This window comes from Exiguobacterium sp. s26 (assembly GCF_018618235.1).
GTDB lineage: Bacteria > Bacillota > Bacilli > Exiguobacteriales > Exiguobacteriaceae > Exiguobacterium > Exiguobacterium chiriqhucha.
This window is the reverse complement of sequence record NZ_JACSLS010000003.1, coordinates 144069-168705: the sequence shown is the minus strand read 5'-3', so window position 1 is coordinate 168705 and position 24637 is coordinate 144069. Positions and strand designations below refer to the sequence as shown.

The 24637-nt window shown below is 53.2% G+C and carries 28 protein-coding genes; 8 read left to right on the top strand and 20 right to left on the bottom strand.

Features of this window, described 5'->3' with window-relative positions; all coding sequences use genetic code 11:
* Window positions 1-127: 127 nt before the first annotated feature.
* Window positions 128-1003, top strand: coding sequence for a chemotaxis protein CheV (locus tag KNP82_RS05625; protein WP_021067653.1), 876 nt, complete (start codon window positions 128-130; stop codon window positions 1001-1003).
* Between the two features lie 43 nt (window positions 1004-1046).
* Here the strand turns inward: KNP82_RS05625 and KNP82_RS05620 are convergent, their stop codons facing one another.
* Window positions 1047-1424: an Hpt domain-containing protein gene (locus KNP82_RS05620; RefSeq protein WP_058763867.1), complete on the bottom strand. Its 378-nt coding sequence runs from the start codon at window positions 1422-1424 to the stop codon at window positions 1047-1049.
* 141 nt (window positions 1425-1565) lie between these two features.
* On the opposite strand from KNP82_RS05620, the gene KNP82_RS05615 reads away from it, so the two are divergent.
* Complete coding sequence (locus KNP82_RS05615; protein WP_021067655.1) at window positions 1566-2501, top strand: magnesium transporter CorA family protein; 936 nt, start codon at window positions 1566-1568, stop codon at window positions 2499-2501.
* A gap of 39 nt (window positions 2502-2540) precedes the next feature.
* Here the strand turns inward: KNP82_RS05615 and KNP82_RS05610 are convergent, their stop codons facing one another.
* Window positions 2541-3653 carry a PP2C family protein-serine/threonine phosphatase gene (locus KNP82_RS05610; RefSeq protein WP_214827285.1) on the bottom strand — a complete coding sequence of 371 codons (1113 nt, stop codon included), beginning with the start codon at window positions 3651-3653 and terminating at the stop codon, window positions 2541-2543.
* Between the two features lie 161 nt (window positions 3654-3814).
* Here KNP82_RS05610 and ytzI point away from each other — a divergent pair, with 161 nt between their 5' ends.
* Window positions 3815-3982 carry a YtzI protein gene (ytzI, locus tag KNP82_RS05605; RefSeq protein WP_021067657.1) on the top strand — a complete coding sequence of 56 codons (168 nt, stop codon included), beginning with the start codon at window positions 3815-3817 and terminating at the stop codon, window positions 3980-3982.
* Between the two features lie 25 nt (window positions 3983-4007).
* Here ytzI and KNP82_RS05600 read toward each other — a convergent pair whose 3' ends face one another.
* Window positions 4008-6134 (bottom strand): DNA topoisomerase III, encoded by a 2127-nt coding sequence (locus KNP82_RS05600; RefSeq protein ID WP_029595302.1) that lies wholly within the window; start codon window positions 6132-6134, stop codon window positions 4008-4010.
* 124 nt (window positions 6135-6258) lie between these two features.
* On the opposite strand from KNP82_RS05600, the gene KNP82_RS05595 reads away from it, so the two are divergent.
* Window positions 6259-7128, top strand: a complete 870-nt coding sequence (locus tag KNP82_RS05595; protein ID WP_029595301.1) for a DMT family transporter — start codon at window positions 6259-6261, stop codon at window positions 7126-7128.
* Here the strand turns inward: KNP82_RS05595 and KNP82_RS05590 are convergent.
* The 3 genes from KNP82_RS05590 to KNP82_RS05580 form a co-directional block, all read right to left on the bottom strand.
* The gene (locus KNP82_RS05590; protein ID WP_131471238.1) at window positions 7123-8505 is read right to left on the bottom strand and encodes an MATE family efflux transporter; all 1383 of its coding nucleotides are present in this window, start codon (window positions 8503-8505) and stop codon (window positions 7123-7125) included. The genes KNP82_RS05595 and KNP82_RS05590 overlap by 6 nt on opposite strands.
* Before the next feature lie 81 nt (window positions 8506-8586).
* Window positions 8587-9840, bottom strand: coding sequence for a peptidase U32 family protein (locus KNP82_RS05585; protein ID WP_051627708.1), 1254 nt, complete (start codon window positions 9838-9840; stop codon window positions 8587-8589).
* A 9-nt stretch (window positions 9841-9849) separates the two neighbouring features.
* A complete protein-coding gene (locus KNP82_RS05580) occupies window positions 9850-10752 on the bottom strand; it encodes a peptidase U32 family protein (RefSeq protein ID WP_082665705.1) in 903 nt (300 codons plus the stop codon).
* A gap of 150 nt (window positions 10753-10902) precedes the next feature.
* Here KNP82_RS05580 and KNP82_RS05575 point away from each other — a divergent pair, with 150 nt between their 5' ends.
* Window positions 10903-11697, top strand: coding sequence for an SDR family NAD(P)-dependent oxidoreductase (locus KNP82_RS05575; protein ID WP_021067663.1), 795 nt, complete (start codon window positions 10903-10905; stop codon window positions 11695-11697).
* Window positions 11698-11764: 67 nt separating this feature from the next.
* Here the strand turns inward: KNP82_RS05575 and KNP82_RS05570 are convergent, their stop codons facing one another.
* The 7 genes from KNP82_RS05570 to rnz are packed head-to-tail and all read right to left on the bottom strand — an operon-like array spanning window position 11765 to window position 16419.
* The gene (locus KNP82_RS05570) at window positions 11765-12085 is read right to left on the bottom strand and encodes a hypothetical protein (protein WP_214714680.1); all 321 of its coding nucleotides are present in this window, start codon (window positions 12083-12085) and stop codon (window positions 11765-11767) included.
* Window positions 12086-12119: 34 nt separating this feature from the next.
* A complete protein-coding gene (locus KNP82_RS05565) occupies window positions 12120-12623 on the bottom strand; it encodes a hypothetical protein (RefSeq protein WP_251128650.1) in 504 nt (167 codons plus the stop codon).
* Between the two features lie 17 nt (window positions 12624-12640).
* On the bottom strand, window positions 12641-13600 hold the full coding sequence (locus KNP82_RS05560; RefSeq protein ID WP_214827282.1) for an ATP-binding cassette domain-containing protein: 960 nt from the start codon (window positions 13598-13600) through the stop codon (window positions 12641-12643).
* Window positions 13569-14237, bottom strand: a complete 669-nt coding sequence (locus KNP82_RS05555) for a hypothetical protein (RefSeq protein ID WP_214827280.1) — start codon at window positions 14235-14237, stop codon at window positions 13569-13571. The genes KNP82_RS05560 and KNP82_RS05555 overlap by 32 nt, the downstream gene beginning before the upstream one ends.
* Complete coding sequence (locus KNP82_RS05550; protein ID WP_214827276.1) at window positions 14215-14625, bottom strand: DUF4430 domain-containing protein; 411 nt, start codon at window positions 14623-14625, stop codon at window positions 14215-14217. The genes KNP82_RS05555 and KNP82_RS05550 overlap by 23 nt, the downstream gene beginning before the upstream one ends.
* Complete coding sequence (locus KNP82_RS05545; protein WP_029595291.1) at window positions 14622-15512, bottom strand: hypothetical protein; 891 nt, start codon at window positions 15510-15512, stop codon at window positions 14622-14624. Before KNP82_RS05545 ends, KNP82_RS05550 begins: the two co-directional genes overlap by 4 nt.
* A 1-nt stretch (window position 15513) precedes the next feature.
* On the bottom strand, window positions 15514-16419 hold the full coding sequence (rnz, locus tag KNP82_RS05540; protein ID WP_214827274.1) for a ribonuclease Z: 906 nt from the start codon (window positions 16417-16419) through the stop codon (window positions 15514-15516).
* Between the two features lie 75 nt (window positions 16420-16494).
* Here rnz and KNP82_RS05535 point away from each other — a divergent pair, with 75 nt between their 5' ends.
* Window positions 16495-16668 (top strand): hypothetical protein, encoded by a 174-nt coding sequence (locus KNP82_RS05535; protein ID WP_021067671.1) that lies wholly within the window; start codon window positions 16495-16497, stop codon window positions 16666-16668.
* A gap of 44 nt (window positions 16669-16712) precedes the next feature.
* Here the strand turns inward: KNP82_RS05535 and KNP82_RS05530 are convergent, their stop codons facing one another.
* Window positions 16713-17843, bottom strand: coding sequence for a M20/M25/M40 family metallo-hydrolase (locus KNP82_RS05530; protein WP_029595289.1), 1131 nt, complete (start codon window positions 17841-17843; stop codon window positions 16713-16715).
* Between the two features lie 179 nt (window positions 17844-18022).
* On the bottom strand, window positions 18023-19012 hold the full coding sequence (locus KNP82_RS05525) for an aromatic acid exporter family protein (RefSeq protein WP_021067673.1): 990 nt from the start codon (window positions 19010-19012) through the stop codon (window positions 18023-18025).
* Between the two features lie 68 nt (window positions 19013-19080).
* Here KNP82_RS05525 and KNP82_RS05520 point away from each other — a divergent pair, with 68 nt between their 5' ends.
* Both KNP82_RS05520 and fadH read left to right on the top strand, forming a co-directional pair.
* Window positions 19081-20160, top strand: a complete 1080-nt coding sequence (locus KNP82_RS05520) for an N-acetylglucosaminidase (RefSeq protein WP_235045193.1) — start codon at window positions 19081-19083, stop codon at window positions 20158-20160.
* A 93-nt stretch (window positions 20161-20253) separates the two neighbouring features.
* Window positions 20254-21018 carry a 2,4-dienoyl-CoA reductase gene (gene fadH, locus KNP82_RS05515; protein WP_021067675.1) on the top strand — a complete coding sequence of 255 codons (765 nt, stop codon included), beginning with the start codon at window positions 20254-20256 and terminating at the stop codon, window positions 21016-21018.
* A 32-nt stretch (window positions 21019-21050) separates the two neighbouring features.
* Here fadH and KNP82_RS05510 read toward each other — a convergent pair whose 3' ends face one another.
* From KNP82_RS05510 to KNP82_RS05490, 5 genes are read right to left on the bottom strand one after another with little or no spacing between them, the layout of a single operon-like run.
* On the bottom strand, window positions 21051-21638 hold the full coding sequence (locus KNP82_RS05510) for an HD domain-containing protein (RefSeq protein ID WP_251128649.1): 588 nt from the start codon (window positions 21636-21638) through the stop codon (window positions 21051-21053).
* Window positions 21638-22312 carry a metal-dependent hydrolase gene (locus KNP82_RS05505; RefSeq protein ID WP_021067677.1) on the bottom strand — a complete coding sequence of 225 codons (675 nt, stop codon included), beginning with the start codon at window positions 22310-22312 and terminating at the stop codon, window positions 21638-21640. Before KNP82_RS05505 ends, KNP82_RS05510 begins: the two co-directional genes overlap by 1 nt.
* 39 nt (window positions 22313-22351) lie before the next feature.
* Window positions 22352-23074, bottom strand: a complete 723-nt coding sequence (locus tag KNP82_RS05500; RefSeq protein WP_029595286.1) for an amino acid ABC transporter ATP-binding protein — start codon at window positions 23072-23074, stop codon at window positions 22352-22354.
* On the bottom strand, window positions 23071-23730 hold the full coding sequence (locus tag KNP82_RS05495; RefSeq protein WP_021067679.1) for an amino acid ABC transporter permease: 660 nt from the start codon (window positions 23728-23730) through the stop codon (window positions 23071-23073). Before KNP82_RS05495 ends, KNP82_RS05500 begins: the two co-directional genes overlap by 4 nt.
* A gap of 56 nt (window positions 23731-23786) precedes the next feature.
* Window positions 23787-24575, bottom strand: coding sequence for a transporter substrate-binding domain-containing protein (locus tag KNP82_RS05490; RefSeq protein ID WP_029595285.1), 789 nt, complete (start codon window positions 24573-24575; stop codon window positions 23787-23789).
* Between the last annotated feature and the right edge of the window lie 62 nt (window positions 24576-24637).

The following is a 24637-nucleotide window of genomic DNA, read 5'->3' as shown; positions in this document are numbered from 1 at the left end:
GTAAACGGTTACTCGTCAATTTTTTGTCAATTCCGCCTCGACTTTGCCACTTTCAACTGAAGATGTTCATCAAATCGACCGATAGAAGAGATGAGAGTACGTGAACTAGGAGGGACCACCAGTGAGCATGGATCATAATATTTTACTTGAGGCAGGCACGAACGAATTAGAGATCGTCATTTTCCAGTCAGGCCCGTTCATTTTCGGGATTAACGTCATGAAGGTACGTGAGATCATCACGATGCTTCCCCTCACTCCGCTCCCGGGCACTCCGGAAGCAATCATGGGGTTGATTGAGCTCCGCGGTGAGGTCATGACGGTCATCGATTTACCGATGGTCATCGGACATCCGCGTGACGTCGGAGACAACGATCGCTTGATCGTCTGTGAGTTTAACGGAGAGAAATCGGTGCTCCGCGTCGATCAAGTGACAGAGATTAAGCGTATCTCTTGGGAACAGATCGACACGCCGTCTGATCTCGCACGCGGCATGCAAGGAATCACGAACGGGGTCGTCAAGACAGGCGACCAGATGATCATCCTTCTTGACTACGAGCGCATCGCCCTCGAACTGTCCCGTAAAGACATCATGGCCCGTGAATCGGTCAAACGACTCGGTGCCCGGGAGCGCTCGAACAAACACGTCTGGATCGCGGAAGACTCGGAGATGTTGCGGACGCTCATCATCGATACGCTCGATGACGCCGGCTATTTCAACACGACGATTTTCAATAACGGGAAGGAAGCGCTCGATGCGTTCGAACAGAGCGACGTCCATTGTGACTTGCTGATCACCGATATCGAGATGCCGCAAATGGACGGCTTGCATTTGACGAAACGACTCCGTGAGATGGATCGTTTCGCCGACCTGCCGATCATCATCTTCTCTTCGCTCATCTCGGACGACTTGAAACATAAAGGCGACGCGGTCGGGGCGAACGCCCAAATCACGAAGCCAGAGATTGGCATGTTGATTGCCACACTCGACGAATTTTTAGCCTAATCCGAAAAACGGGACTTCGCCTTGCGGCGAAATCCCGTTTTATTTATGATAATGCATTCAAGCGCGCTTCCCATTCTTGGTCGAAGCGACGCATATCGGCTTCGATGTCGTCGAGAATCGGTTCAAGGTTTTCGGTCTCGTTCGTCTCTCCAGCCACTTCGAGCTGTTGGAACCGGGCGGCCGTCTCGTCGAGGCCGACAGAATAGGAGGCCCCTTTCAACAAGTGGGCGAGCTGTTCGATTTGTTCATGGTTTCGTTCCAGCACCATGCGTCTCAATTCCGGGAATTTCGCCTCGAATTGGCGGATATATGTCTCGGCAATCTTTTTTAAGAAATCTTTATTTCCGCTAGCGATTTGATGGAGCTCCGCCAACTTTTCTTCGTTAAACAGAGCATTATGGGGCGTTTGTGACAACTCCATCCCTCCTTTGCTTCAATCCTACTAACATTCCTACCCACTGTAGCATGTTTTCGAGAAAAAACAAAAAAACTCCTCCTTTTCCGATTGCACTCTCCCATTCGCCTACCTATAATTAGGTTGAGCTAAGGTAGGAGGAACATTATGCTAACGATTTACCGTACCGACGCATCTGGGCGTGTCGACGAAATCGAAGACTTTGACAAAGGGAGCTGGATTCAACTCGTCAATCCGACGAAAGATGAGGCCGATCAAGTCATCGCCGCCTCCGGCATTCCTGAAGATTTCGTCTACGACCCGCTTGATATTGAAGAAAAACCACGATTTGAAAAAGATGATGAGGGCCTCCTCATGATCATTGACGTCCCATATGTGGAAGAAGACGACACAGGACGCGCCTATAATACGATTCCACTTGGGATTATCGTCACGGGACGACACTTCATCACCGTCTGTTCGCGTGACCTCGACGTGCTCAATTTGTTCGCCAACGGAAAAGCCCGTTTGTTCCGGACGAACTACCGGAGCCGGTTCGTCTTTCAGATTTTGCACCGAGTCAGCATGACGTACTTGCGCTTCCTTCGCCAAATCGATCGGCGCATGGACGAGCTCGAGCAAGAGTTGCAACGTTCGATGCGAAATCAGGAAATCTTTCAATTGATGAACTTACAGAAGTCGCTCGTCTACTTCATGACGTCGCTCAAAGCGAACGACAGCGTCCTCGACCGCATCGTCAAGACACCGAGTCTCGAGAAGCACGAGGAAGACGAGGAGTTGCTCGAAGACGTGTTCGTCGAGCACCGTCAGGCGATGGAGATGGCGTCGATTTATAACGATATCATCAGCATCAAGATGGACGCCTTCGGTTCGATCATCTCGAACAACGTCAACTTCGTCATGAAGTTCTTGGCCTCGATCACGATCGTACTAAGTATTCCGACGATGATCTCTGGAATATTCGGGATGAACGTCCAAGTGCCGTGGGAAGGACAACCGATCGGCTTCGTGTTCGCCATTACGATGATGATCGGTTTCTCAAGCCTCGCCTTTTACATTTTGTGGCGCAAGCGATATTTCTAAAAAAAAGATGGTGTTGCCCGTTGCGGCGACACCATCTTTTTACATCAATTTGACCGTGACGAGACACAAGTCATCTTCAATCTCGATTTTAGGGACGAGTTGTTCGGCGACGTGACGCGCGTAGTCAAGCCCGTATGACGCGACGTCCTTCTCGAGCCAGCGGATGCCGTCGTCGATGTCTTTGCTGTAACATTCCATCAATCCATCTGTATACATATGCATCGTCATCCCCGGTTCGATGTCGATGACCTTCGACTCAAAATTCGGCTCCTCGAACATGCCGACCGGGACACCGGTCGTCTCGAGACGGGTCACACCCGAGTCCGACGTCACGATGACCGGCGGATGACCGGCGTTGACGTACTCGATTTGACGCTTCGTCGTGTCGATATAACAATAGACGGCCGTGAAATAGCTCTGCATGTCCTCTCCCGAGAACAAGAACGTCATCTGACGGTTCAACTCACTCATCACATCGACCGGGTATTGGACGTTGCTGACGAGACCGGGCAAAATCGACCGAATCCCCATCGTAATCAACGCCGACGAGACACCATGCCCCATCACGTCGAAGATGATGACCCCATAGCGATCCGGTGCGACCTGGAACCAGGCATACATATCCCCGGCTAGTTTTTTAGACGGCAAGTAGAGGGCCCGGACGTCAATCTCATCGTTGCTGATGGGCGGGGTCAACGCGCTCTGTTGAATCTTTTGTGCGAGATCGAGGTCATACTGGAGCCGCGCCTCATATTTTTTGCGTTCATCGACGGCCGCTTTGTAACGGAGTGCGGAGCGGATGCGCGCGAGCAGTTCCGTGATTTTAATCGGTTTCGTCGTATAGTCGGACGCTTCAGCGTCGAGACCTTCTGCGATTTGCTTTTCCTCGGTGCGACCCGAGACCATAATCACGGGAAGTTCCTCATAGCCGCTCATCTGTCGAATCCGTTTGCACGTCTCGATTCCAGAGATTCCTGGCATCTCGACATCAAGCAGGACAAGGTCGTATAGCGACGGGGCTTGCGGGTCCATCAGGAGCGCGAGCGCATCTTCACCACTCGAGACTGAAATCGTCTCATAATCATGTTGATGCAATAATTGTTCGAGAACCATCGTATTGACCGGTTCGTCGTCCACAATCAAAATCGCCATAGTCATCCCTACTTTCTCTGTCAGTGTTCTTCTGCATATTATTGTATCATATCTAATCGCTTCATTAGGTATTTCAATGCTGTGACAGTTCGAAGTGGTTCAAAGATGGAGAATCTCGTTCGTTTTTGGCATACTGGAAGTACGAAAGCGAGGAATGCCGCATGGGATGGATATTCGCTGTGAGCGGTTTGATTATTTTGCTCGTCTTAATCGCGTCAATCGTTGTCATTCAAAAAGGATATGCCTATAAAGACAACAAGGACGACATCGTGCTCGATTACGATGAAATCAATCGCCGCATCACTGAAGAAGAACAGCAGAAAAAATAGAGCCATCGGCGGATGGCTCTATTTTTTATTTAAATTCGAATCGAAGTGCCCCTTTTTCAAGGTAGAGCGCGGCATCGAACGTCTTGTCCCCTTTTTTGAACGTGTGCACGTTCGATTGCCCGCCGTTAATCATCTGTTTCAGTTCATCTTTGGCAATTCCGACGCCGAGTACTTGTTTCGACATCGTAAACTTGCAACCTTCGCGAAAGCCGCTACAACCGATGAATTTCGCATGCTCGACGAGTCCCTTGCCACAGCTCGGGCAGACGCCGAACGATGCTTTCGGCCGCGCCGCCGACTTCTTCCCGAAACGTCGGGCTTCAATCGTATAGCCTTCCGGGTTCGCCGTCTCGACTCGCGCTTTCGCCTCTTCGACGAGATGAATCGACATCTTTTTCGCCTGGTCGATAAATTCGGCGGCCGAAGCCGATGCCTGCCCGATTTCGTTGAGACGTTTCTCCCATTTGGCCGTCATGGCCGGTGAAGCAAGGATACTGTCACCGAGCACGTCAATCAACAAGCGCCCTTTATCGGTCGGGACGAGTTCTTTCTTTTGTAGGTCGACATAGCCCCGCTTCTTCAATCCGTCGATAATATTGGCTCGTGTCGCCTCGGTTCCAAGCCCTTCGACTTCTTTCATGATATGAATCAGTTCTTCATCATCGAGCTGCTTACCGGCCACCTTCATCGCCATGATGAGCGCGCCTTCTGTATACCGTTTCGGTGGCTCCGTTTGTTTCGATAATACTTCGACTTTCTTTTCCGTCAACGGCTCCCCGAGTGTGAGCGCCGGGAGTTCGACGTCTTTGGACTTCATCTCGACGACTTGACGATAGCCGGCACTGACGACGACCGTCCCTTTTGCACGGTACAGGTCGTCGCCGTCCATGAGGTCGACCGTCGTTTTCTCAAGCTTGGCCGGAGGGGCGAACGCCGCAAGAAAGCGACGGTTAATCAAATCGTATAGTTTTGCCTCATCCCCGCTAAGTCGGGCCACATCGCCACACGCCTCGGTCGGGATGATCGCATAGTGATCACTGACCTTTTTCGCGTTGACGTAGCGGCTGTTCCGGGACGGGTTCTCGGTCAACACGTCTTTCAACTCGGCATAGGCCGCCGACTTCAATAGCCTTGCTTTCGTCTGTGGGAACAACGTCGCCTCGTCAGGTGTGACGAAACTTGAGTCAGTCCGAGGATAACTGATCCATCCTTTCGTATATAGCTTTTGAGCGATGTCGAGCGTCTTCTTCGCCCCGAAGCCGAACCGCTTGCCGGCTTCGGCCTGCAAACCCGATAAACTGAACCAAAACGGCGGGTATTCCGTCTTGTCCTCTTTGTCAATCGAACGGACAATCGCCGTCCCGGTCGCCCGGTTGACGACCGCGTCGGCTTGTTCGCGAGTCTTTAGTTTCGTCGTCTTACCGAGCGTGTATTTCGCTTTGAACGTGCCGCGTCCTTTTTGAAGCGTCGCCTCGACCTCAAAATACGGCTCTGGGACGAACTGTTTAATCTCACGTTCGCGATTGACAATCAAAGCGAGCGTCGGAGTCTGGACACGGCCTAGCGAAAACACGTCCTCGATGCCGATCGTCTTCAACAGCGTTGTATACGCTCTTGATGCGTTCATGCCGACGAGCCAGTCGGCACAGGCGCGACTCATTGCTTCGTGATAGTACGGGACCGTCTGGTCGCCTGGTAGCAGTGCGGCGAAACCACGGTCGACCGCCTGCTCGGTCAAACTCGAGATCCATAGGCGCGACAAAGGTTTTTGATTGCCGGCGAGCCGTAAAATGAGACGGACGATGGCTTCTCCTTCCCGCTCGGCATCGGATGCGATGATGACGTCGGTGATGGACCGGTCGTGCAACCATTTCTTAATCGTCTGGAACGGTTTCGACTTGCCTTTCGAGATGCGATAGTCGAATCGGTCCGGCACGATTGGGAGCGACTCATATTTCCAAGACTTCCATTCCGGCTTATAATGGGACGGTTCTTGCAGCTCGCATAAGTGACCGACCGCCCAGACGACGATGGCGCCTTCTGGGAACCGGGCACATGAAGCGATCTCAATCTCGTCTTTTTTCTTTTTTGATGGATACGGCGCAGCCAGTTTTTGGGCCTGCGACGGTTTCTCCGCAATAATTAATCTCATAGGATCCCTACTTTCACAGTCATCCGAAATCTCGTCGGAACGACACTTTCGAGAAAGAATGTATTTTCTTATCTATTCTATAATATCATTAGAAGAGTATGTACAACATAAAGGGGGATGTCTCTTGTCTTATCTTATCTTATTCGCCGCCGTCTTCTTCTTATCGACGAGCGTCTTGTTCGTCAAATGGACGTCCGCACCGGCCGAGACGGCCGCGTTTTACCGTATGCTGATCACGTGCCTGATGTTGTTGCCCTTCGTCGATTTCAAGTCGCTCCTCGGGACACGACTCATGACGCGATATGCCTTGCTCCTCAGCGGGACGTTGCTCGCGTTCCATTTTTGGCTCTGGTTTTTATCGCTCGATTATACAACCGTCGCCAGCTCGACGCTGTTCGTCACTTCGAGCCCGATTTTTGTCTTGATCGGGAACGCCTTGATTTTTAAAAAGAATCCGACCCGGAAAGGGTTAGCCTTCGCGCTCATCGCCGTCTTCGGAGGTATGCTTGTCGCGGCAGGCGACATTCAACTCGGACGTGAAGCGCTGTTCGGGGACTTGCTCGCTTTAATCGCCGCTCTGCTCATCGCGGGCTATTGGCTCGTCGGCCAACACGTCCGGACCGAAATGAACACGAATACATACTCGTTCAGCGTCTATCTCGTAGCAGCGGTCGTCCTCTGTTTCATGCTTCTCGTCCGGGGGACGACGTTCACCGCGTTCGAATCGGTCAACTGGTGGTATTTCCTCGCCCTCGCCTTCTTCCCGACGATTTTAGGACATAACTTGTTCAACTATGCGCTCGCCCGTGTCAGTGCGACCGTTGTCAGCATCACCATCCTTGGCGAGGCATTATGGGGCATGCTGTTCGGGTTCGTCTTCTTCGACGAGCGTCTCGGCGTGATGCAATGGGTCGGTGCGGCCGTCCTGCTCGGCGGAATTTACTTGTTCCTAAAAGAAGACGCCCGTTCCACAAGAACGGACGTCGCTTCATAAATTGGTTGCTTTCGCTTCGATTTCGTCTTCTGACGGGCGGAATAAGAGCTTGCGATCCCAAACAGCCATCCCGACCGCTGTCAGGAAGGTCATCGCATCAGCGATTGGGAACGCGAGCCAGACACCGAACACGCCGAAGAAGTTCGGCAGGATGAAGACGAGTGGAATCGTATAGAGCGTCTGCCGCGACAGCGACAAGAACATCGCGACCCGAGCCTTCCCGAGCGATTGATAGATGCCGTTGACGAGCATTTGGACGCTCGGGAGGAACGAGACGGCGAACAACACATGAATCGCCGTCACGCCGCCGGCAATCAAGTTGGCGTCGGTTGTGAACATGCGCATCAGTTGTTCCGGAATCAACTGGAGCGTCAACCAGATGATGACGGCGATGGCAATTCCAGCCCGCATTGCCGTCCAAATCGTTTCCCTCATCCGGTCGAATTGTTTGGCGCCGAAATTGTAACCGACAATCGGCTGCATGCCTTGGACAATGCCCATAATCGGCATCCCGACGAGCGCCATGAATTTATTGATAATCGCAAAGATGGCAAGTTCCTCGGTCCCACCGTACGTTCCGAGCATGACGTTGACCCCGACGAATAAAATCGACTGGGACACCATCATGATGAACGAAGATGAGCCGATCGCCATAATCTCCTTCAATTCGCCGAACCGTAATCGAAACTTCCGCCATTGGAAATCGAGATCGGTGCGGCGATTTTTTGAGAAGAAGAAACGGAGCATGAGCACAGACCCGACGACTTGAGCGAGCGCCGTCGACCAAGCCGCCCCGTAAATGCCCCAGCCGAACGTGAAGATGAATAGCGGCGTCGTCACCAAGTTGACGACGACAGTCGTGAGCATCACTTTCATCTGATAAGGCGCCTGTCCTTCAGCCCGTACCATCGCGCTCGCCGCGAGTGTGAACATGAAGAACGGAGAGCTGATGAGCACGACCGATAAGTATTGTCGGCTCAGTTCCATGATGGCCGACGTCGCTCCGAACACTTTCAAGATGTCATCCAACATGAAAAAGGCGGAACTGACCGCAAAAGCGGCGAACACACCGACGAGGACGAGCACGTTCAAAAACGTGACGGCGGCACCGGCATCGTCGCCTTTGCCGAGTTTCCTTGAACTGATGGATGCCCCGCCCAACCCGACAGCGCTCGAGACGGCCATAAGAATCATTTGAATCGGAAAGGCGATCCCGATGGCAGCCACGGCAGTCGACCCAATGCCACGGGCGACGAAGATTGTATCAATGATGTTGTACAGTGCCGTCACCAGCATCCCGATCATTGCCGGTAGCGACAGTTTGAACAGCAGGCGTCCGATTGGATCGGTCCGGAGCTGCTCCGTATTCTGATTCATGCTTCCATCCCCTTTGTCGTCTATGTTAACAGGTTAGCAAGATTGGATGGAACGGTCGACTATGTTGTCTTGCCGGATGTGTCAGACCGGGCTCGGCACAGGTGTGTTCACGACGCCGGCTTTTCGCTTGCGCATGATGAAATCGGTCGCGACCGGTTGCTCGACCTTGACACGTACCGTCATCATCGCCTGGTTCGCCGTCTCGAGGCTTTCTCCCGACTCATCGTACAGCTCATCGATACGCTGCGAGAAACGGACGAAGCCGGGACCGAAGAACTCGACTTCTTCCCCGCGTCGAAAATGGTTCCGTTGCTCGAGTGTCGCTATTTTTGTCGTCGGTTCATACGCGATGACGCGTGCCGCGAATGCATATTGCGGGATGGCGCGCGGCTTACCGAACAGTTGCTCGTTCTCGGTCGGGACGCCGTAATAGAATCCGGTCGCGAGTTCTCGTTGTGCCGCTTTCCAGATTTCTTCTTCCCACGCCGGATTAAACTCGAAGCCCTCAGGGTCGTCACAGTACGCGTCGATGACTTGACGATAGACGTTACAAACGGTCGCCACATAGTGAATCGATTTCATCCGTCCCTCAATTTTCAAGCTGTCGACGCCAGCGTCGACCAAGTCCGGAATGTGACGTACCATCGCCAAGTCGACCGAGCTCATCGAGAACGGTTCCTCGTCACGTGCTGCCATCTCGTCAGTCAACAGTTCGTCCGCCTCAAAGAATCCGTACTTCCAACGGCACGATTGGGCACAGCCACCCCGGTTCGCATCGCGGAGCGCCATATGGTTTGATAAGGTGCAACGGCCCGAGTACGAGATGCACATCGCCCCATGGACGAACGTCTCGATTTCGACATCGACTTGCCGTTTCATCTCTTTGATTTCTTCCATCGATACTTCGCGGGCGAGAACGATTCGCTCCAATCCTTCCTCTTGCCAAAAGCGGAGCGTCTCATAGTTCGTCGCTGACGCCTGCGTCGACAAATGGACCGGAAGTCCCGGCGCATCCGTGAGGCATACCTCAATCATGGCCGGGTCGGACACGATGACAGCATCAATGCCGATATCGCGAAGCTTGCAAAAGAACTCGCCCGCGCCATCGATATCGCCTTCATGGGTCACCATATTCGCGGCGACATACACTTTTGCCCCGCGCGCATGGGCGAACGCGACGCCTTCGGCCATCTCGTCATACCCAAAATTGCCGGCCCGAGAGCGGAGTCCGAACTGTTGTCCCCCGATAAAGACCGCATCGGCCCCATACAAAATCGCCATCTTCAATTTTTCTAAGTTGCCGGCCGGTGCTAATAATTCTGGACGTTTTTTCATCTCAATCCCTCACTTGATCTCTTCTGGATTTCGTAACAATAGTCCCGTCCCGAGCCGGAATTGTTCCGGCTGCAGTTCGGCGAGACGCCGTTCCATGACGAGACGGTCGAATCGACCGTTCAATAAATCTGAGCGGGCCTTATCGAACAAGCGGACGATATCAACGAATGCATCACCCGCGTGCCAACCCTCGAGCTTCCACGTGTGTAGGCCGCCTGTTATTAAAGTGGGCAGTTGTCCCATAAGCGTCAAATCCTCAGAGAACACATGCGTCCCGTTTTCGTCTTCATACACCGGATAGCGGCTGTCCGCATCCGATGGTTCGCTCACATAGTATTCGCGTGCTTTTGCCAACGTGTTCGATCGGCCAATCTCATTGAAGTAGTTCGTCAAGAGCGGACGTTTCGAATGATGGATACACGTCGGTCCGTACACTTGGACTTCGACCGGCAATCCGATTTGCTGTTGAATCAGCCCGAGTTCAGTCAACGTCACTTCACGGGCCGCGATTGCCCCGATTGCATCGCGTTTGCCCCAAAATTGAATGTGTCGGGCCGACGTGACGAGCGTTTGAGCATCATACCAATAGGGGATATTTGCATTACGGATTAAGCGGATGGCGCCCGGGTCACCGGCCGTCACACTGTCAACCCCGATTGTTTTTAAAGCCGATAAATAGTCAGGCAGCGTCTCAATCTGATGATTGTGCATCAAATTATTGACGGCGACGGTCACTTCTTTGCCATAACGGTGGGCAATCGCTGTGACTTCTCGCACAGCCTCCAACGACCAGTCTCCCTTATGGCGTAACCCGTATGTTGCTTCTCCGATATAGATGCGGTCAGAGCCCGCCATAATCAGCGCTTCTGCTTGCTCGACGCCCTGTGCTGTAGTCACTAGCTGTATCATCATTTGGTTTCTTCTCCTCACTTTGTGAGTCTAATCACATATTCTTGCTATACTCTAGCATACGTTTTGACGTCGCGGCCGAGCAGGAATTTAACAACTCGTGAAGAAATCAGTAACAATGTATGACTTTTTATATCGAAGGAGTGGACGATTTTGACAAAAACAGCCTTAATTACTGGAGCCTCGACAGGAATCGGACTCGATCTTGCCGTGTTAGCGGCCCGGGATGGATTTGATTGTATCCTCGTGTCTCGCAACGAGCCTCGGTTGCACGAATTAAAAAAAGTACTGGAGAAACGTTACCGTGTCAGCGTACACGTCTTCGCCCTCGATTTGTCTGAACACCAAGCCGTAAAACGATTGACGAGTGCAATCGCCGATGCCGGACTGACGGTCGACTTTTTAATCAACAATGCCGGTTTCGGAACGGCCGGCGAGTTTATCGAGCTCGATGCCGAGACCGAGGCCGAAGAGGTCCGTTTGAACGTCAACGCCTTGACCGAATTGACGAAAGCTTATTTGCCGGGCATGGTGGAACGGAATCATGGCTATGTGTTGAACGTCGCATCGGTCGCCGCCTTCCAACCTGGTCCGTATATGGCGGTCTACTACGCGACGAAGGCCTACGTGTTATCGCTCACCGAGGCGCTCCATGCCGAAGTGAAAGGAACAGGCGTGCACGTGAGTGTCCTCTGTCCAGGTCCAACCGATACCGGATTCTTCAATCGGGCCGGCAGCGAGATGATGGTGTCAAAAATGCCGTCTCATCTCGTCGCTTTCTTCGGCTATAAAGGCGTCATGACCAACAAACGCGTCATCGTGCCGGGTGTGTCGAACCAACTGCTTGTCGCCGCGGCCAAGCTCATGCCACGCGCAGTCAGCCTTGAGATTTTGCGCCGCTTCCAAAAACCATCAGATGCTGGATCGGAAGACGTCTCGACGATTTAACCCATGTATGCACGTTAAAAAAGGAGGAGGTCCCCCGGGGGACTTCCTCCTGCTTTATGTGATTTGATTATGACCGCGCCAACTGAATCATGCGCCGGATGAGTGTTATGCCTGGAATACACACCATCAGTGTCGTCGCCACGACGACCGACCAAGCCAAGGTGCTTTCGAGGGTGAGCGCCCGTTCCGTCAGCCCGCCGAGGACGCTTCCACCTTGAACGGACAAGACGATCATGAGTGCCGGCCAAACGCTGGCCCCGAGGATACTGAGCATCCCGTAGCGCGTCCGTAGCAGCCGACGTGACATCAAAAACAGATTGAGCCCCATAAACAGCAGTCCGATGAAAAGAAACCAACCGATTTCAACCAGATTGACGTATCCGCTCATGCACGTGTCACCTCACTCGTGTGATACCTACTTGTTACCCGTCTTCCCGCACAAATATGCGAACGAACAAGTCATGCAACAAGATGAGGAAGACGGCGTTCCCGATGCCGTGGGCCACATCGAACGGTAGACTGAGCACGAGCAGTTTGACGAAGTCGGCCCCGATGACCTCCGCGAACGAAAGATTGGCCGTCCAGCCGAAGAGAAAACCGGCCCCCAGACCTACTAAAGCTAGGAGCCACCGCGAGTGACGAAGCAGTGGTTTAAGTAAAATGACGACGAGTACGACGAGAAGCCATCCTAAAAATTGAAACAAGACGAACGGACCGAGTCCGAGCAACAGTCCCGATAAAATCGGGACGAACAACGCCAGCATCGCGGCGCTCGTGAACCCGAAATACAAGGCCGTCAACATGAGCAACGCCGTCGACGGTTGCACGTTCGGGATGGCCACGAATAACCAGCGCCCGATGACGGCAAGCGCGAGAATCTGTGTCAGAACGGCAATCGGGATGTCCGTCCGCTCAAATCTTGACATGATTCCCGCCGCAATGATTAGGATGAGGACGTATGTGACCATAGCGCACTCCGTTTCCTATACTCGTCTAAATCGCCATCGAAGACAATCGTACCGTTCGACAGGCAAAGGATACGGTCCGCCGCCTGAATCAGTTGCTCATCATGCGTCGCACACAAAACATGTGCTGTCATGGCTTTCTCGGTTAACGCTCGTTCAAACTCAGAGCGCTCTTGCTCGGTTAAGCCCACGCTTGGCTCATCCAACAAGAACAGCGAAGCTTCGGAATCGAAGACGGCCTGCAGTTGAGCGACGCGACGATTCGCCGCATGCGGGAACGGGCCGTACTCTTGCTCGGCCGGTAAATAAACCGGCCGCTCTGCCCATTTGACCTTCCCATACAAGGGACGCACGCTTTTGGCAATCAATTCGAGCAACGTCGATTTCCCGCTCCCGTTCGTTCCGATACAGATGGTCAGTCCTGCCTGCTTCGCCTCGTATGACACATGCTCGACCGCATAGGAAGCCTGCAACGGATGGCGATAGGACACGTCCGTCACGACAAGTTGGGGCTGATTCATGGTCGGATTGACGTGAAACGGGTCGGATGGGGTATGTTCGCGCGCCCTGTCCGTGTATGCAATCCGAACGCCGAGCCCGGTCAACCTGCTGAGCAACATCGTCAAATGCTCGACCCGAAACCGATCCAAATGTCGAAACGGCTCGATCAAGACGATCGCCTCGGATGAATCGGCCAGGGCGTGAGCGATTCGGACGAGTTGCCGTTCCCCACTTGAGCACTCGTCGAATCGCTTATGAAATAGATGATCGATTTGAAGAATGGCAGCCAGTTCGGCTCCTCGCAGGGCGTCACTCCCAGAAATGAGTGTTGCGACTTTCCCAGCAAGCGGAGTGTCGAGGCGAACGACTCGCGCTTGTTCTTCCCTCACCCACTCCTCGAATTCATCATGTCCGTCTGCCAAGGATAACCAACGCATCGCGCACCCCTCCCTTCGTCAAATATGGATACAGAAGCCAAACAACCGGTGTGACCATAGCCGCAGTCGCCCCGAAACTAGCGAGGACGAGGCATTGGCCCCAGTCATGTCGTTCGAAGCGTCTCATCCGATTCGTCACATATACCGGCTCGAGGCGTTGGCTGTCGATACCGACGACGACGGCCTCTTGCCAGTCACGTCGCGGATGACTGGCCAACGATAAACGGACCGCCCGTTCCATCGTCGGGACGAGCGCCCAACCGCCGTACAGCAACCTTGTCGAACGAGGCCATTTGTTCAAGAACGGCAATAAACGCTCGAGGCGCATGAATCGATTGACCCAAATCATACCGAACAAAAAAGTCGCGAGTGGAATCAATTGATTTGTGACACCACCGACCGAAATCCTCCAACCGAGAACGAACGGGGCAAGTGAAATCAATAAGAACGCGAGGATAACACCGAGCATCGCCAGTGGAAACCGTCGTTCCATCAGTAACAAACCGAACAGACCGAAGAGGAGCCAAATCGAGTCATTCAAGTATGTCAACACGTACAAATGGACGAGTAAGAAGAAAAGGAGCGTGACCGGATGTCTGCGCTCCCAATCTGCCTCATTCGAAGAAAGAAATCGCATCTTCTTCGAACCGCCATTGAATGATGTCGGTCGATTCGACTTCTTTGGCTCCGGCGCCTTCATCGCCCGGGCTACCATTGAAGGCGTAAACCCAGCCTGAGGATTGTCCGGCCGACTTCTCTTCAATCCCGTCAACGGCCGTGACATAAGTCATGTCTCCGTCGCCGACCGATTCAATGTCAAGCTCGGTCGCTTCAAGGGCATCGAGTACCGTCGCCCCTTCTTCTAAGCAGACACTCTTCTCATTGAACAGCGTCTCTTCGGTCGCCGCATTGTAAACAGAAATCGTCGGCTCGACATCACAAGCCGTTTCCTCGGTCGATGTCGTATCTCCTCCGCATGCGGTCAAAAGCGGGACAAGTAAACTCATCAGAAGCAATTTTTTCATAAATCAGTCAAATCCTCTCGTTGATGGATAGAGTAGTTGTATAGAATCGTGTACTTCTCACCCGTCGTCCGCCCTTGCTGGCTCAATCCCGACAATTGAATGCTGTTGGCGAGCACCGGCTCGCGTTGCAACCAGAACTTGACGAGGCGATTATCCCGATTGATCATGAGCATCGACTCATTCTCGAACGTGTACATGTCGTACAGCCCATCGAATGAGAACTGGAGGAACGGGGCATCGACTTGTGTCGTGAATTCAGACCAGGCCGGTTTCCGGATCGCGTCGAGCATATGTTCAAAGTCGACGAGTTTCTCGAAGAACGCACTTCCCGAGTCCTTATTCAATTCATCGACTTGACGATACGTCAGCTCGCCCGATTCGTCGTAGTTGATTCGAATCTGTTGATACGAATTTGCGCGTTCGACCATGAGCAAATATTCGAGCGAACGGAGTTCACCGTCCTCGCTAAAAATCATTTTGCTTCGGTCGAGTTTAATGGACTCACTGTTAATCCGGCGCAGAATGTTGTCTGTCATCTCGTCAAACGTCTCGTCTTGAATCGACACCGTTCCAATCTGTTGTGACTCGGCCCGGAATTCGGATTGATCAAACAGCGGGACGAACAACAGGACGATGAAGAAAAAGAACCCGACGAGCGCCCCGTACCATTTATAGCGGCTATTGCGTTTCGGGAAGAATAAGAACGACATCAGGAATCCAATTGGAATATGAAAGCCACCAATCGGGAATGAAACGATCCCGAGTAATGAAAAAAATAAAAATTTGATAAGAAAGTTTGGTTCCGGTTCTTTCAGTTGATTTAAGCGTAAACCTAGCAACGTACTGATGACGAAAAAGCCTAGCCACACGTATAGTTGTACTGTCACGTTAATCCCCCACTGTAAACTCGAAGAAGTCAGTCGCTACATGGCTGTCTGGAAACACGGTGCGTACTTCATCCACAAACGCCTCGTCTCGACCTTGATAGCGGGCCGAAATATGCGTGACAATCAAACGGCCGACTTGCGCCGTTTTTGCGAGCGTTGCCGCCTCAACTGTCGTCGAGTGGCCGTATTGTCGGGCGAGCTTCGCCTCTGCTTGCATGAACGTCGCTTCATGAACGAGCACGTCGACGCCAGTAGCGAGGATGGCAGCGTTCGGACAAGGGACCGTATCGCCTAGAATCGCCACGACCGGTCCGGGAACCGCGTCAGTGACGTATTCTTTAGAGGCGTACGTTTCCCCTTCAAACTCGAACGTGTCAGACTGCTTGATCGTCCGATAAATCGGTCCGCTCGGGATGCCAAGCGCCTTCACTTTTTCGACGAGCAATGCGCCCGGTCGTTCCGGCGCTTCGATGCGGAATCCATAAGACGGAAAGCGATGTTCAAGCCGTCTGACCGTGACGATGTGCCCGTCCTGTTCGAACGTATCGCCGTCCTCGTACTCGACAATCGTCAAATCATAGCCGAGATAAGAACCGGTTACTTTCATCGTCAACTCGAGCCATTTCTTGATGCCTTTCGGTCCATACAAGGTGAGCGGGCTCGATCCGTCGAGCGCCGAGCGCGTCGACAGAAACCCGGGCAGACCGAAGACGTGATCCCCGTGAAGGTGTGTCACCCAGACGGCTGAGACTTTGCGCGGCTTGACTTTCGTATGCAACATTTGGTGCTGGGTCGCCTCGCCACAATCGATAAGCCACGTCTGTTTCGCAAGCGTAAGTGCCAACCCCGAGACGTTCCGTTGTTTCGACGGCATACCGGAGCCAGTTCCTAAAAATTGTAACTTCATAAATAATATTGTCCTTTCTTGTCGTCCATTCCATGCTATACTGTAGGCAATCGTTGAAAAAGGATGTGATCCGTGATGAAGAAAGTTGAACATTCCGACTCGATCTATCAACAGATCCGGGAACGGGCGACTTCAATGAATCGCAAACACCAACAAGAATTAGGCACCTCAATCCTCATTCACGACATAGCGATGGAACTTCACTGTTCAGACGAACTCGTTTTAGAATCGTTGGAGTTCGCCGCATAATAGCTCGAACACATAGGAAGAGCCGACATCACGTCGGCTCTTTTTCATTTCGTTTTAGGTGTCGCGACGAGCTCGACAATTTGAACGACATATTCAACCAACTTGTACAGTTCGACGAGTGGCATACGCTCGTTCGTCGTATGAATTTCTTCATATCCGACAGCAAGGTTGACGGTCGGAATCCCACCGCCGGCAATCACGTTGGCGTCAGAACCGCCGCCCGAATGCAAGATTCGAATTGGACGGCCAATCGCTGTCGCGGCTGCTTTCGCCACTTCGACGACTTCGTCCCCTTCTTCGAACTTAAAGCCTGGGTACATGATGTCGATGTCGACTTCCGCACGTCCGCCATGTTCTTCAGCTGCGTCAAGATACGCTTGTTTCATCGCTTCGGCTTGTGCTTCCATCTTTTCATGAATCAATGAACGCGCCTCGGCGAGGACTTCGACGTAGTCGCAGACGATGTTCGTGGCACGGCCGCCTTCGAAGCGTCCGATGTTTGCCGTCGTCTCATCATCGATGCGACCTAACTTCATCTTCGCGATTGCTTTCGCCGCGATTTGAATCGCCGATACACCTTTTTCCGGGGCTACACCGGCATGAGCCGTCTTGCCATAGATTTTGGCGTTCACTTTCGCCTGAGTCGGTGCTGCGACGATAATGTCGCCGACCGGGCCATCCGAATCGAGCGCGAATCCAAACTTCGCATCAATTTTCGAAAGATCGAGCACTTTTGCCCCGACGAGCCCAGATTCTTCTCCGACTGTGATCACGAACTGGATTTGACCGTGTGGAATCGCTTGTTCCGTCAACACGCGAACGAGTTCGATCATCGCCGTCAATCCGGTTTTATCATCCGCCCCGAGGATGGTCGTCCCATCCGTCACGACGTAACCGTCTTGAATACTCGTCTTGATCCCTTTACCAGGTGTGACCGTATCCATATGCGCCGTGAAATAGATCGGGTCGACGCCTTGTTTCGTCGCCGGTAGCGTAATAATCAAGTTGTTACCTGAATGAGCCGTTTTCGTCGACGCATCGTCTTCATAGACGTCGCATCCGAGCTCTGTGAAGACCGCCTTTAAATGCTCACAGATGACTGCTTCTTCTTTCGTCTCTGAGTCGATCCCGACCAGTTGTAAAAATGTGTCAAGCACTCGTTTCTCGTTTACCATGAAAACATCCCTCCATCCAAACATTTCTAGGTTATTATAACAAACTCGTGCCGTTTGCACGAACCTTTTCCATTCTGTACAATGAGGACAAACACATTTGGAGGAACGTCATGAGTAAGAAACAGAAAAAGCGTCAACGCATCATTCAAATCGGTGTCGTCGTCATCGTATCCATCTTTTTATTGAGCACGTTTTTGTCCGGGGTGGCCATGTTCCTGTAACAGCAGGATATACCGCTCTTTTAAAATCAAGTAGCTCTTCACGTCCGACAAAATATTTAATAACGATGAACGTACCTCAAATTCCTCACGCGACGTGGGGAGGGGTACGTTTTTTCGATAATGCTCAATCGTCTCTTCGAGCTCCCGTAGGAACGTCGAAGCGTCGGCCCGTTGGTTGACGTTGTCGCCGACGCGCCGAAGGAACGTCGCGACCGGTTTGGCCTCATTGACGACCATCGTGATCTCCCGTGAGTTCTCGGCGATGCGCTTCAAGATGTCATATTGCCGCTCCCGCATTCGGAAGTACAGGTAATCCATGTCCTCGTTCCGCTTCCCAATCGAGTTCCCCATGCGACGGAGCGCGAGGTCTTTCCCTTGTTTCAAATAATCCCGCGTCTTCAAGAGCATCATCGAATGGTCGTTATAGACGCCCGTCTCGACACAGGCGGCCACATCATAAAAGTGAACGGCGAGGGCCCGGTCGATATTGTCTTTGATGCGCTCGATCTCTTTATCAAGTGTCGGCATATACATGTTGACGACGAGTCCGACCCCGACGCCGATGGCGATCAATAACAGCTCGTTCACGAACAAATCGAGCGAGAACTGCCCTTCCGTATATAGATGGGTCAAGATGACGACACTCGTGATCATGCCGTCCTGCAGTTTGAGCTGTTGAACGAGCGGGATGAACATGACAAAATAAAGTGTGAGCGTCGCCGGTGAATAACCGAGCAAGGTGAACATCAATGCCCCCATGCCGATTGCAATCAGGCTGGCCATGACCCGCTCATAGGAAGCCCGAAACGACTTTTTCCGTGTCTCCTGAATACTGAGGATGGCGATGATGGCTGCGAAGACGTAGTAATCGAGATGAATCGTCTCGGAGATGAGCATGGCGATCCCGGCTGCCGCCGCAGTCTTGAGCGTGCGTGATCCGATTTTCATAAATATCTCCTCCTCTCTCACAAAATTGTTCACTAGTTTGTTCCGTTTGGCAATCCATATGTTTGGAAGTGATCGTATTGAAAAGAAAAAAACGTGGCGTGATTCCCACGCTGCTCACGCTCGCCCTCGCCGTTTTAGGTTTCCTTTGGCTCCAAGACCGTCCGAGCGGCTCGTATACCGTTCAGACCTATGACAGCGGGGACGTCTCGACCCGATCATTTGAGTCACTCGACGAGGCGCGGGACTATATGGAACGTGGGGGCAACCGGGCCCTGCTCGATGCGTCAGGCGACGTCATCGACTTCATAGGTACCGGTATCGCCGTCACCCCGACCGACCGAATCACGAACTTGTATCAAGACGCCGAGTTTAAGAAACGGCAGTCGTATGTCGCCGGCGGGACCCGCCTCCGTCTCGTGCAGACGGCCGACAAGCATTTGTTGGTGAACATTTCCGGCGCCGACGTCTACGTGAAGCCGGCCGACATGACGCTTTATCCGGACGCCGTCGTCGAGCGTCGCGGCTTCTATCAGATGCGGGACGGACAAGTGTTCCATACCGTCGAGGCGAACGGCAACTTGGCCGGGACGTTCCTCGTCGGACCGGCGCCGCAACAGTCGTCCGACCGCTATTATACGGAGGACGTGCGCGACGTGTTCGATTCGCCATACCAGTTCGCCTCGATCGCGTCGAAGGCACCGTATTCGGCTCGCGAGCTCGACGCCTTCCTCGGCTCACTCGACGACAGCCCGCTCGCTGGTAAAGGCGACGCCTTCAAAGATGCCGAGGCAGAGTTCGGCATCAACGCCTTGTTCCTCATGGCCGTCGCCGGACACGAGTCCGGATTCGGTACGTCAGCCATCGCCCGGGAAAAGAATAACTTGTTCGGCTTCCAGGCGACCGACAACGACCCGAGCGGAAATGCGGCCTCCTATCCGTCTGTCGAGGCGAGCATCGATGCGGCGGCTCGTTTATTCGCCGAAAAGTACGTGACGGGCGCCTATGACCGAGGACCGTTCCCTGGCAATAAACAAGAAGGCGTCAACGTCAATTACGCCTCGGACCCGTATTGGGGTGAGAAAGTCGCCGGGACGATGTATCGCATCGACCGTGAACTCGGATTGACCTATTTAGAGCAGTTGAAGTGATGGCCCAACGGCCGTCACTTTTTTTGCAGGAATCCCCCCTTCGCTGAGCGAATACATAAACTGAACGACCATTCATTTCAAAGGGGGATTTGTATGAAAACGATTTGGATCACAGGTGGCTCATCAGGGATGGGCAAGGCGATGGCGCTAAAATTCAAGACCGAGGGCTGGAACGTCGCCATCAGCGGCCGCAACGAGGAGCGGCTACAAGAAGCGATGGGCGAACTGGAGACCATCGGGGCCGGAGCGGCGATAGCCGTGCAACACGATGTGCGTGACTATGAGGGGTGTGCCGTTGCGCTCGATCAAATCATTGAACGGTTCGGTCCAGTGCACGCGCTCGTTAACAACGCGGCCGGTAATTTCGTCTGCCCGACGCTCGACTTGACGCCGAACGGATGGACGAGCGTCATCGACATCGTCTTGAACGGGACGTTCAACTGCACCCACGTGCTCGGCAAGCATTGGGAACGGGAGCAACTGCGTGACGGCTCCATCATCAACATGGTCGCGTCGTATGCCTGGCAAGCGGGCGCCGGTGTCGCACCGAGCGCGGCCGCCAAGGCCGGTGTGCTCAATTTGACGCGAACGCTCGCCGTCGAATGGGGATATCAGTTCGGGGCGCGTGTGAACGCGATTAGCCCGGGGCCAATCGAGCGGACAGGTGGAGCCGACAAACTAGCCGTCCACGTCAAAGAAGTCGAGCGCATCCGCCGCAATGTGCCGCTCGGACGGTTCGGGACACCGGAAGAGATTGCCGACCTCGCCTTTTGGATGGCGTCGGACGAGATGCGCTATTTGAACGGGGAATGCATTTCCCTCGACGGTGGCCATTGGCTAAATAAACATCCGTTCTAACCAAAAAACGGCCGAGGGATTCCTCGGCCGTTTCATATGTCTTGCCCTGTCCATTCCGCTTCGAACCGGTCCAAAAAAGTAACCATGAACGCGTGGCGGTCCCGGGCGATTCGTCTCGCCCGTTCCGTATGCATTTGATTCGCGAGCCGGAGCAACTTCTCCTCGAAATGAGCGATCGCGCTTTTCGAGTCACCCTCGCCGTGGAGGCTATTGCCACGTGCGCCGGCAAATTGGAACGTCCGGGCGATGCCGATTGCCCCAATCGCGTCGAGCCGGTCGGCGTCTTGCAGCATCGCGCTCTCACGTGACGACGGGGACCGTCCTTTTGAAAAGGACGACTCTTCAATCATCGTCAGGACGTGAGCCCGTTGTTCGGGGTCGATCGGTAACGTGTCAAGGTGACGTGCGACGAGACCTTTATCACGTCCAAGCTTCTCATCCTCGACATCATGCAAGAGCGCCGCGAGCGTCAAAGCGAGAGCGTCGACCGCTTCGCCTTCCGCGAGATGCGTCGTCAAACGGCGCACGCGGTCGAGATGGGCCATATCATGGCCGGTATGGTCTCCGGCATGCAGCTTCGCCACGTACCGTTCGGTCTCGAGCACCGCTGGATGCATCATCAAATCTCAATCGTCGTGTTCGGCTCAATCAAGAGACCACGTTGGTGCAATTGATCGCAGAACGCCCGTGCGTCTTGTTTGATGGGCGGGAACGTATCAAAATGGATTGGGACGACTCGTTTCGCTTGGAGCCAGTGCGCCGCATCGAGTGCGTCGACCGGTCCCATCGTGAAGTTATCCCCGATCGGGAGGAAGGCGACGTCAATCTCGAAGCGTTCGCCGTACAGTTTCATATCCGAAAATAGCGCCGTGTCCCCGGCGTGGTACACCGTGAGTGCGTTCGTCTCGATGATGAACCCGCCCGGCATTCCCATATAAACCGGGATGTCGCCCATGTCGAGACTCGAGCTATGGAACGCCTGCGTCATCGTGACGCGGCCGAACGCGAACGAATGGCCGCCCCCGATGTTCATGCCGTGGACCGAAAAACCCTTCTTCTCATAATATGTCGCCAGCTCGTGTGTCGCGACGATCGTTGCGCCCGTCTGTTTCGCAATCAATTCGACGTCTTCGATATGGTCAAAATGGGCGTGGGTGAGCAAGATATAGTCTGCTTTGACACTTGCCGGGTCGACGTCCGTATGCGGATTGCTCGTCAGGAACGGGTCGATTAAGACGGAAGTCCCGTCGATATCGAGTTGCACGGTCGCGTGGCCATAGTATGTGATCTTCATTGAAATCCTCCCTTTCTGGTGTCAGATGGATCGTTTCAGTTATAAGACTTTTTCTAAGAAGCGTTTTGCGCGGTCGGTTTGCGGGTTGAGAAGCAAGTCGGCCGGTTTGCCTTCCTCCATCAAGATGCCTTCGTCGAGGAAGAGGACACGGTCCGCCACTTCACGGGCAAAGCCCATCTCGTGCGTGACGACGACCATCGTCATCCCAGACTCGGCGAGCCCTTTCATGACATCGAGCACTTCGTTGACCATCTCTGGGTCGAGCGCTGACGTCGGCTCATCGAACAACATGACGTTCGGCTCCATGGCGAGCGCCCGGGCGATCGCGACACGTTGTTTTTGTCCACCCGACAGTTGACTCGGATAGGCGTCGATTTTCTCGGACAATCCGACCCGTTCGAGGAGCTTTTTCGCCCGTTCAATCGCCTCGGCCTTGCTCACTTTCAAGACGTTGATCGGCGCGTATATCAAATTGTCGAGCACGCTCATATGCGGGAACAAGTTGAACTGTTGAAACACCATCCCGATATTTTGGCGTGCTTTCGAGACGTTCGCCCCTTTTTTCGTGAGCTCATAGCCGGCGACGCTGACCGTTCCAGACGTCGGCACCTCGAGCATGTTCAAGCAACGGAGGAACGTCGATTTCCCCGAACCGGACGGACCGATGACGGCGACGACCTCCCCTTTCTCAATCGATGTCGTAATGCCTTTGAGGACCTCGAGGTCACCAAATTGTTTGTATAAATCGTTTACTTGTATCATCTGCCATCACTCTTTCTAAGCCGTTTTTCTAGACGTTGACCAAGATACGTCAACACCATCACTATTGTAAAGTATATCACACCGGCAAACAGGAGCGGTTCAAAGTAGATCGCCTTTTGCCCACCGACGATTTGCGCCCGGCGCATGATGTCGAGCACACCGACCGTCGAGACGAGCGCCGATTCTTTCGTGAGCGTGATCATCTCGTTGACGAGGGCCGGCAAGATGTTTTTGAACGCCTGCGGCAAGATGATTGATCGCAGTTGTTTGACGTACGGGACGCCAAGGGCATCCGACGCTTCCCACTGGCCTTTATCGACCGCTTGAATCCCGGCCCGAATGATTTCCGAGATATACGCCGCCGAGTTCAGTGAGAAGGCGATGACGGCCGATTGGTATGGCGTCGTGATATATCCGGTCAACTGCGGCAATCCGAAGTGGATGATCGCGAGTTGCAAGATGAGCGGGGTTCCGCGGAACACGGCCGTATAGGCGTGCCCGATGAAGTTGACGAGACGGTTTGGGACGATTTTGAATGTGGCGACGACGACGCCAAGCGTAATCCCGAACAAGGCCGAGACGAGCACGACTTGGAACATGACGGGAATCCCTTCGAGAATATACGGGATAGAATCATAAATCCGACTAAAATCCATTGTGAGTTCCTCCTAAAAAAGGCTGACTGATGCTTTCAGTCAGCCTTCTACAATCTTTATTCAGCTGGTGCAGCTTCTTGTTCGAACCATTTTTGAGCCAACTTCTCGATTTCTCCTGAATCGATCATCTTGTTCAACTCTTCATTGAACTGATCACGGAGCTCGTCGTCCTTACGGAAGGCAGCGGCTGAACCGGCCTCTTCCTCGTCGACGATTTCAAACGTCGTGAGTTCGCTGTCTTGATCGAGATATTTCTTCGCGACCGTGTCCTCGATGACCATCGCATCGATGCGGCCGGTCTTGATTTCTTGAATAATCTCTGGAATCTTGTTCAAGGCGACGATTTCAGCACCCGGGATTTGCTCTTTGGCAATCCCTTCTTGAATCGATCCGAGTTGGACCCCGACTTGTTTCCCGTCCAAGTCCTCAAGCGACTGGATGGCATCCCCTTTTGACAAAATCAAGTTCTTCGCCGTGAAGTAGATGTCTGAGAAATCGGCGTTCTCTTTCCGTTCTTCTGTCGGTGTCATACCCGCCATGACGAAATCGACACGACCGGCGTTGAGCGCCCCGAGCAGGCTCCCGAAGTCCATGTCTTCAATTTTCAATTCGTAGCCCATGTTCTCGGCCACTTGCTTGGCGATATCGATATCGAATCCGACAATCTCATCCCCGTTCGCCGTATCGACGAATTCATATGGGAAGTAGTCCGCACTCGTCCCCATGACGATGACTTTGTCATCTTCATCGGTCGATGTCGAACCTCCTTCGTTCACGTCTGCCCCACAGGCTACAGTAAAAGCGGCTAGGCTTGCGATACATAATGCTAGAAAACCTTTTTTCATGTTCATCGTCCCTTTCTTCAATAGGATGAAATTATCAGAACTTTAACAAAATTATGACATAT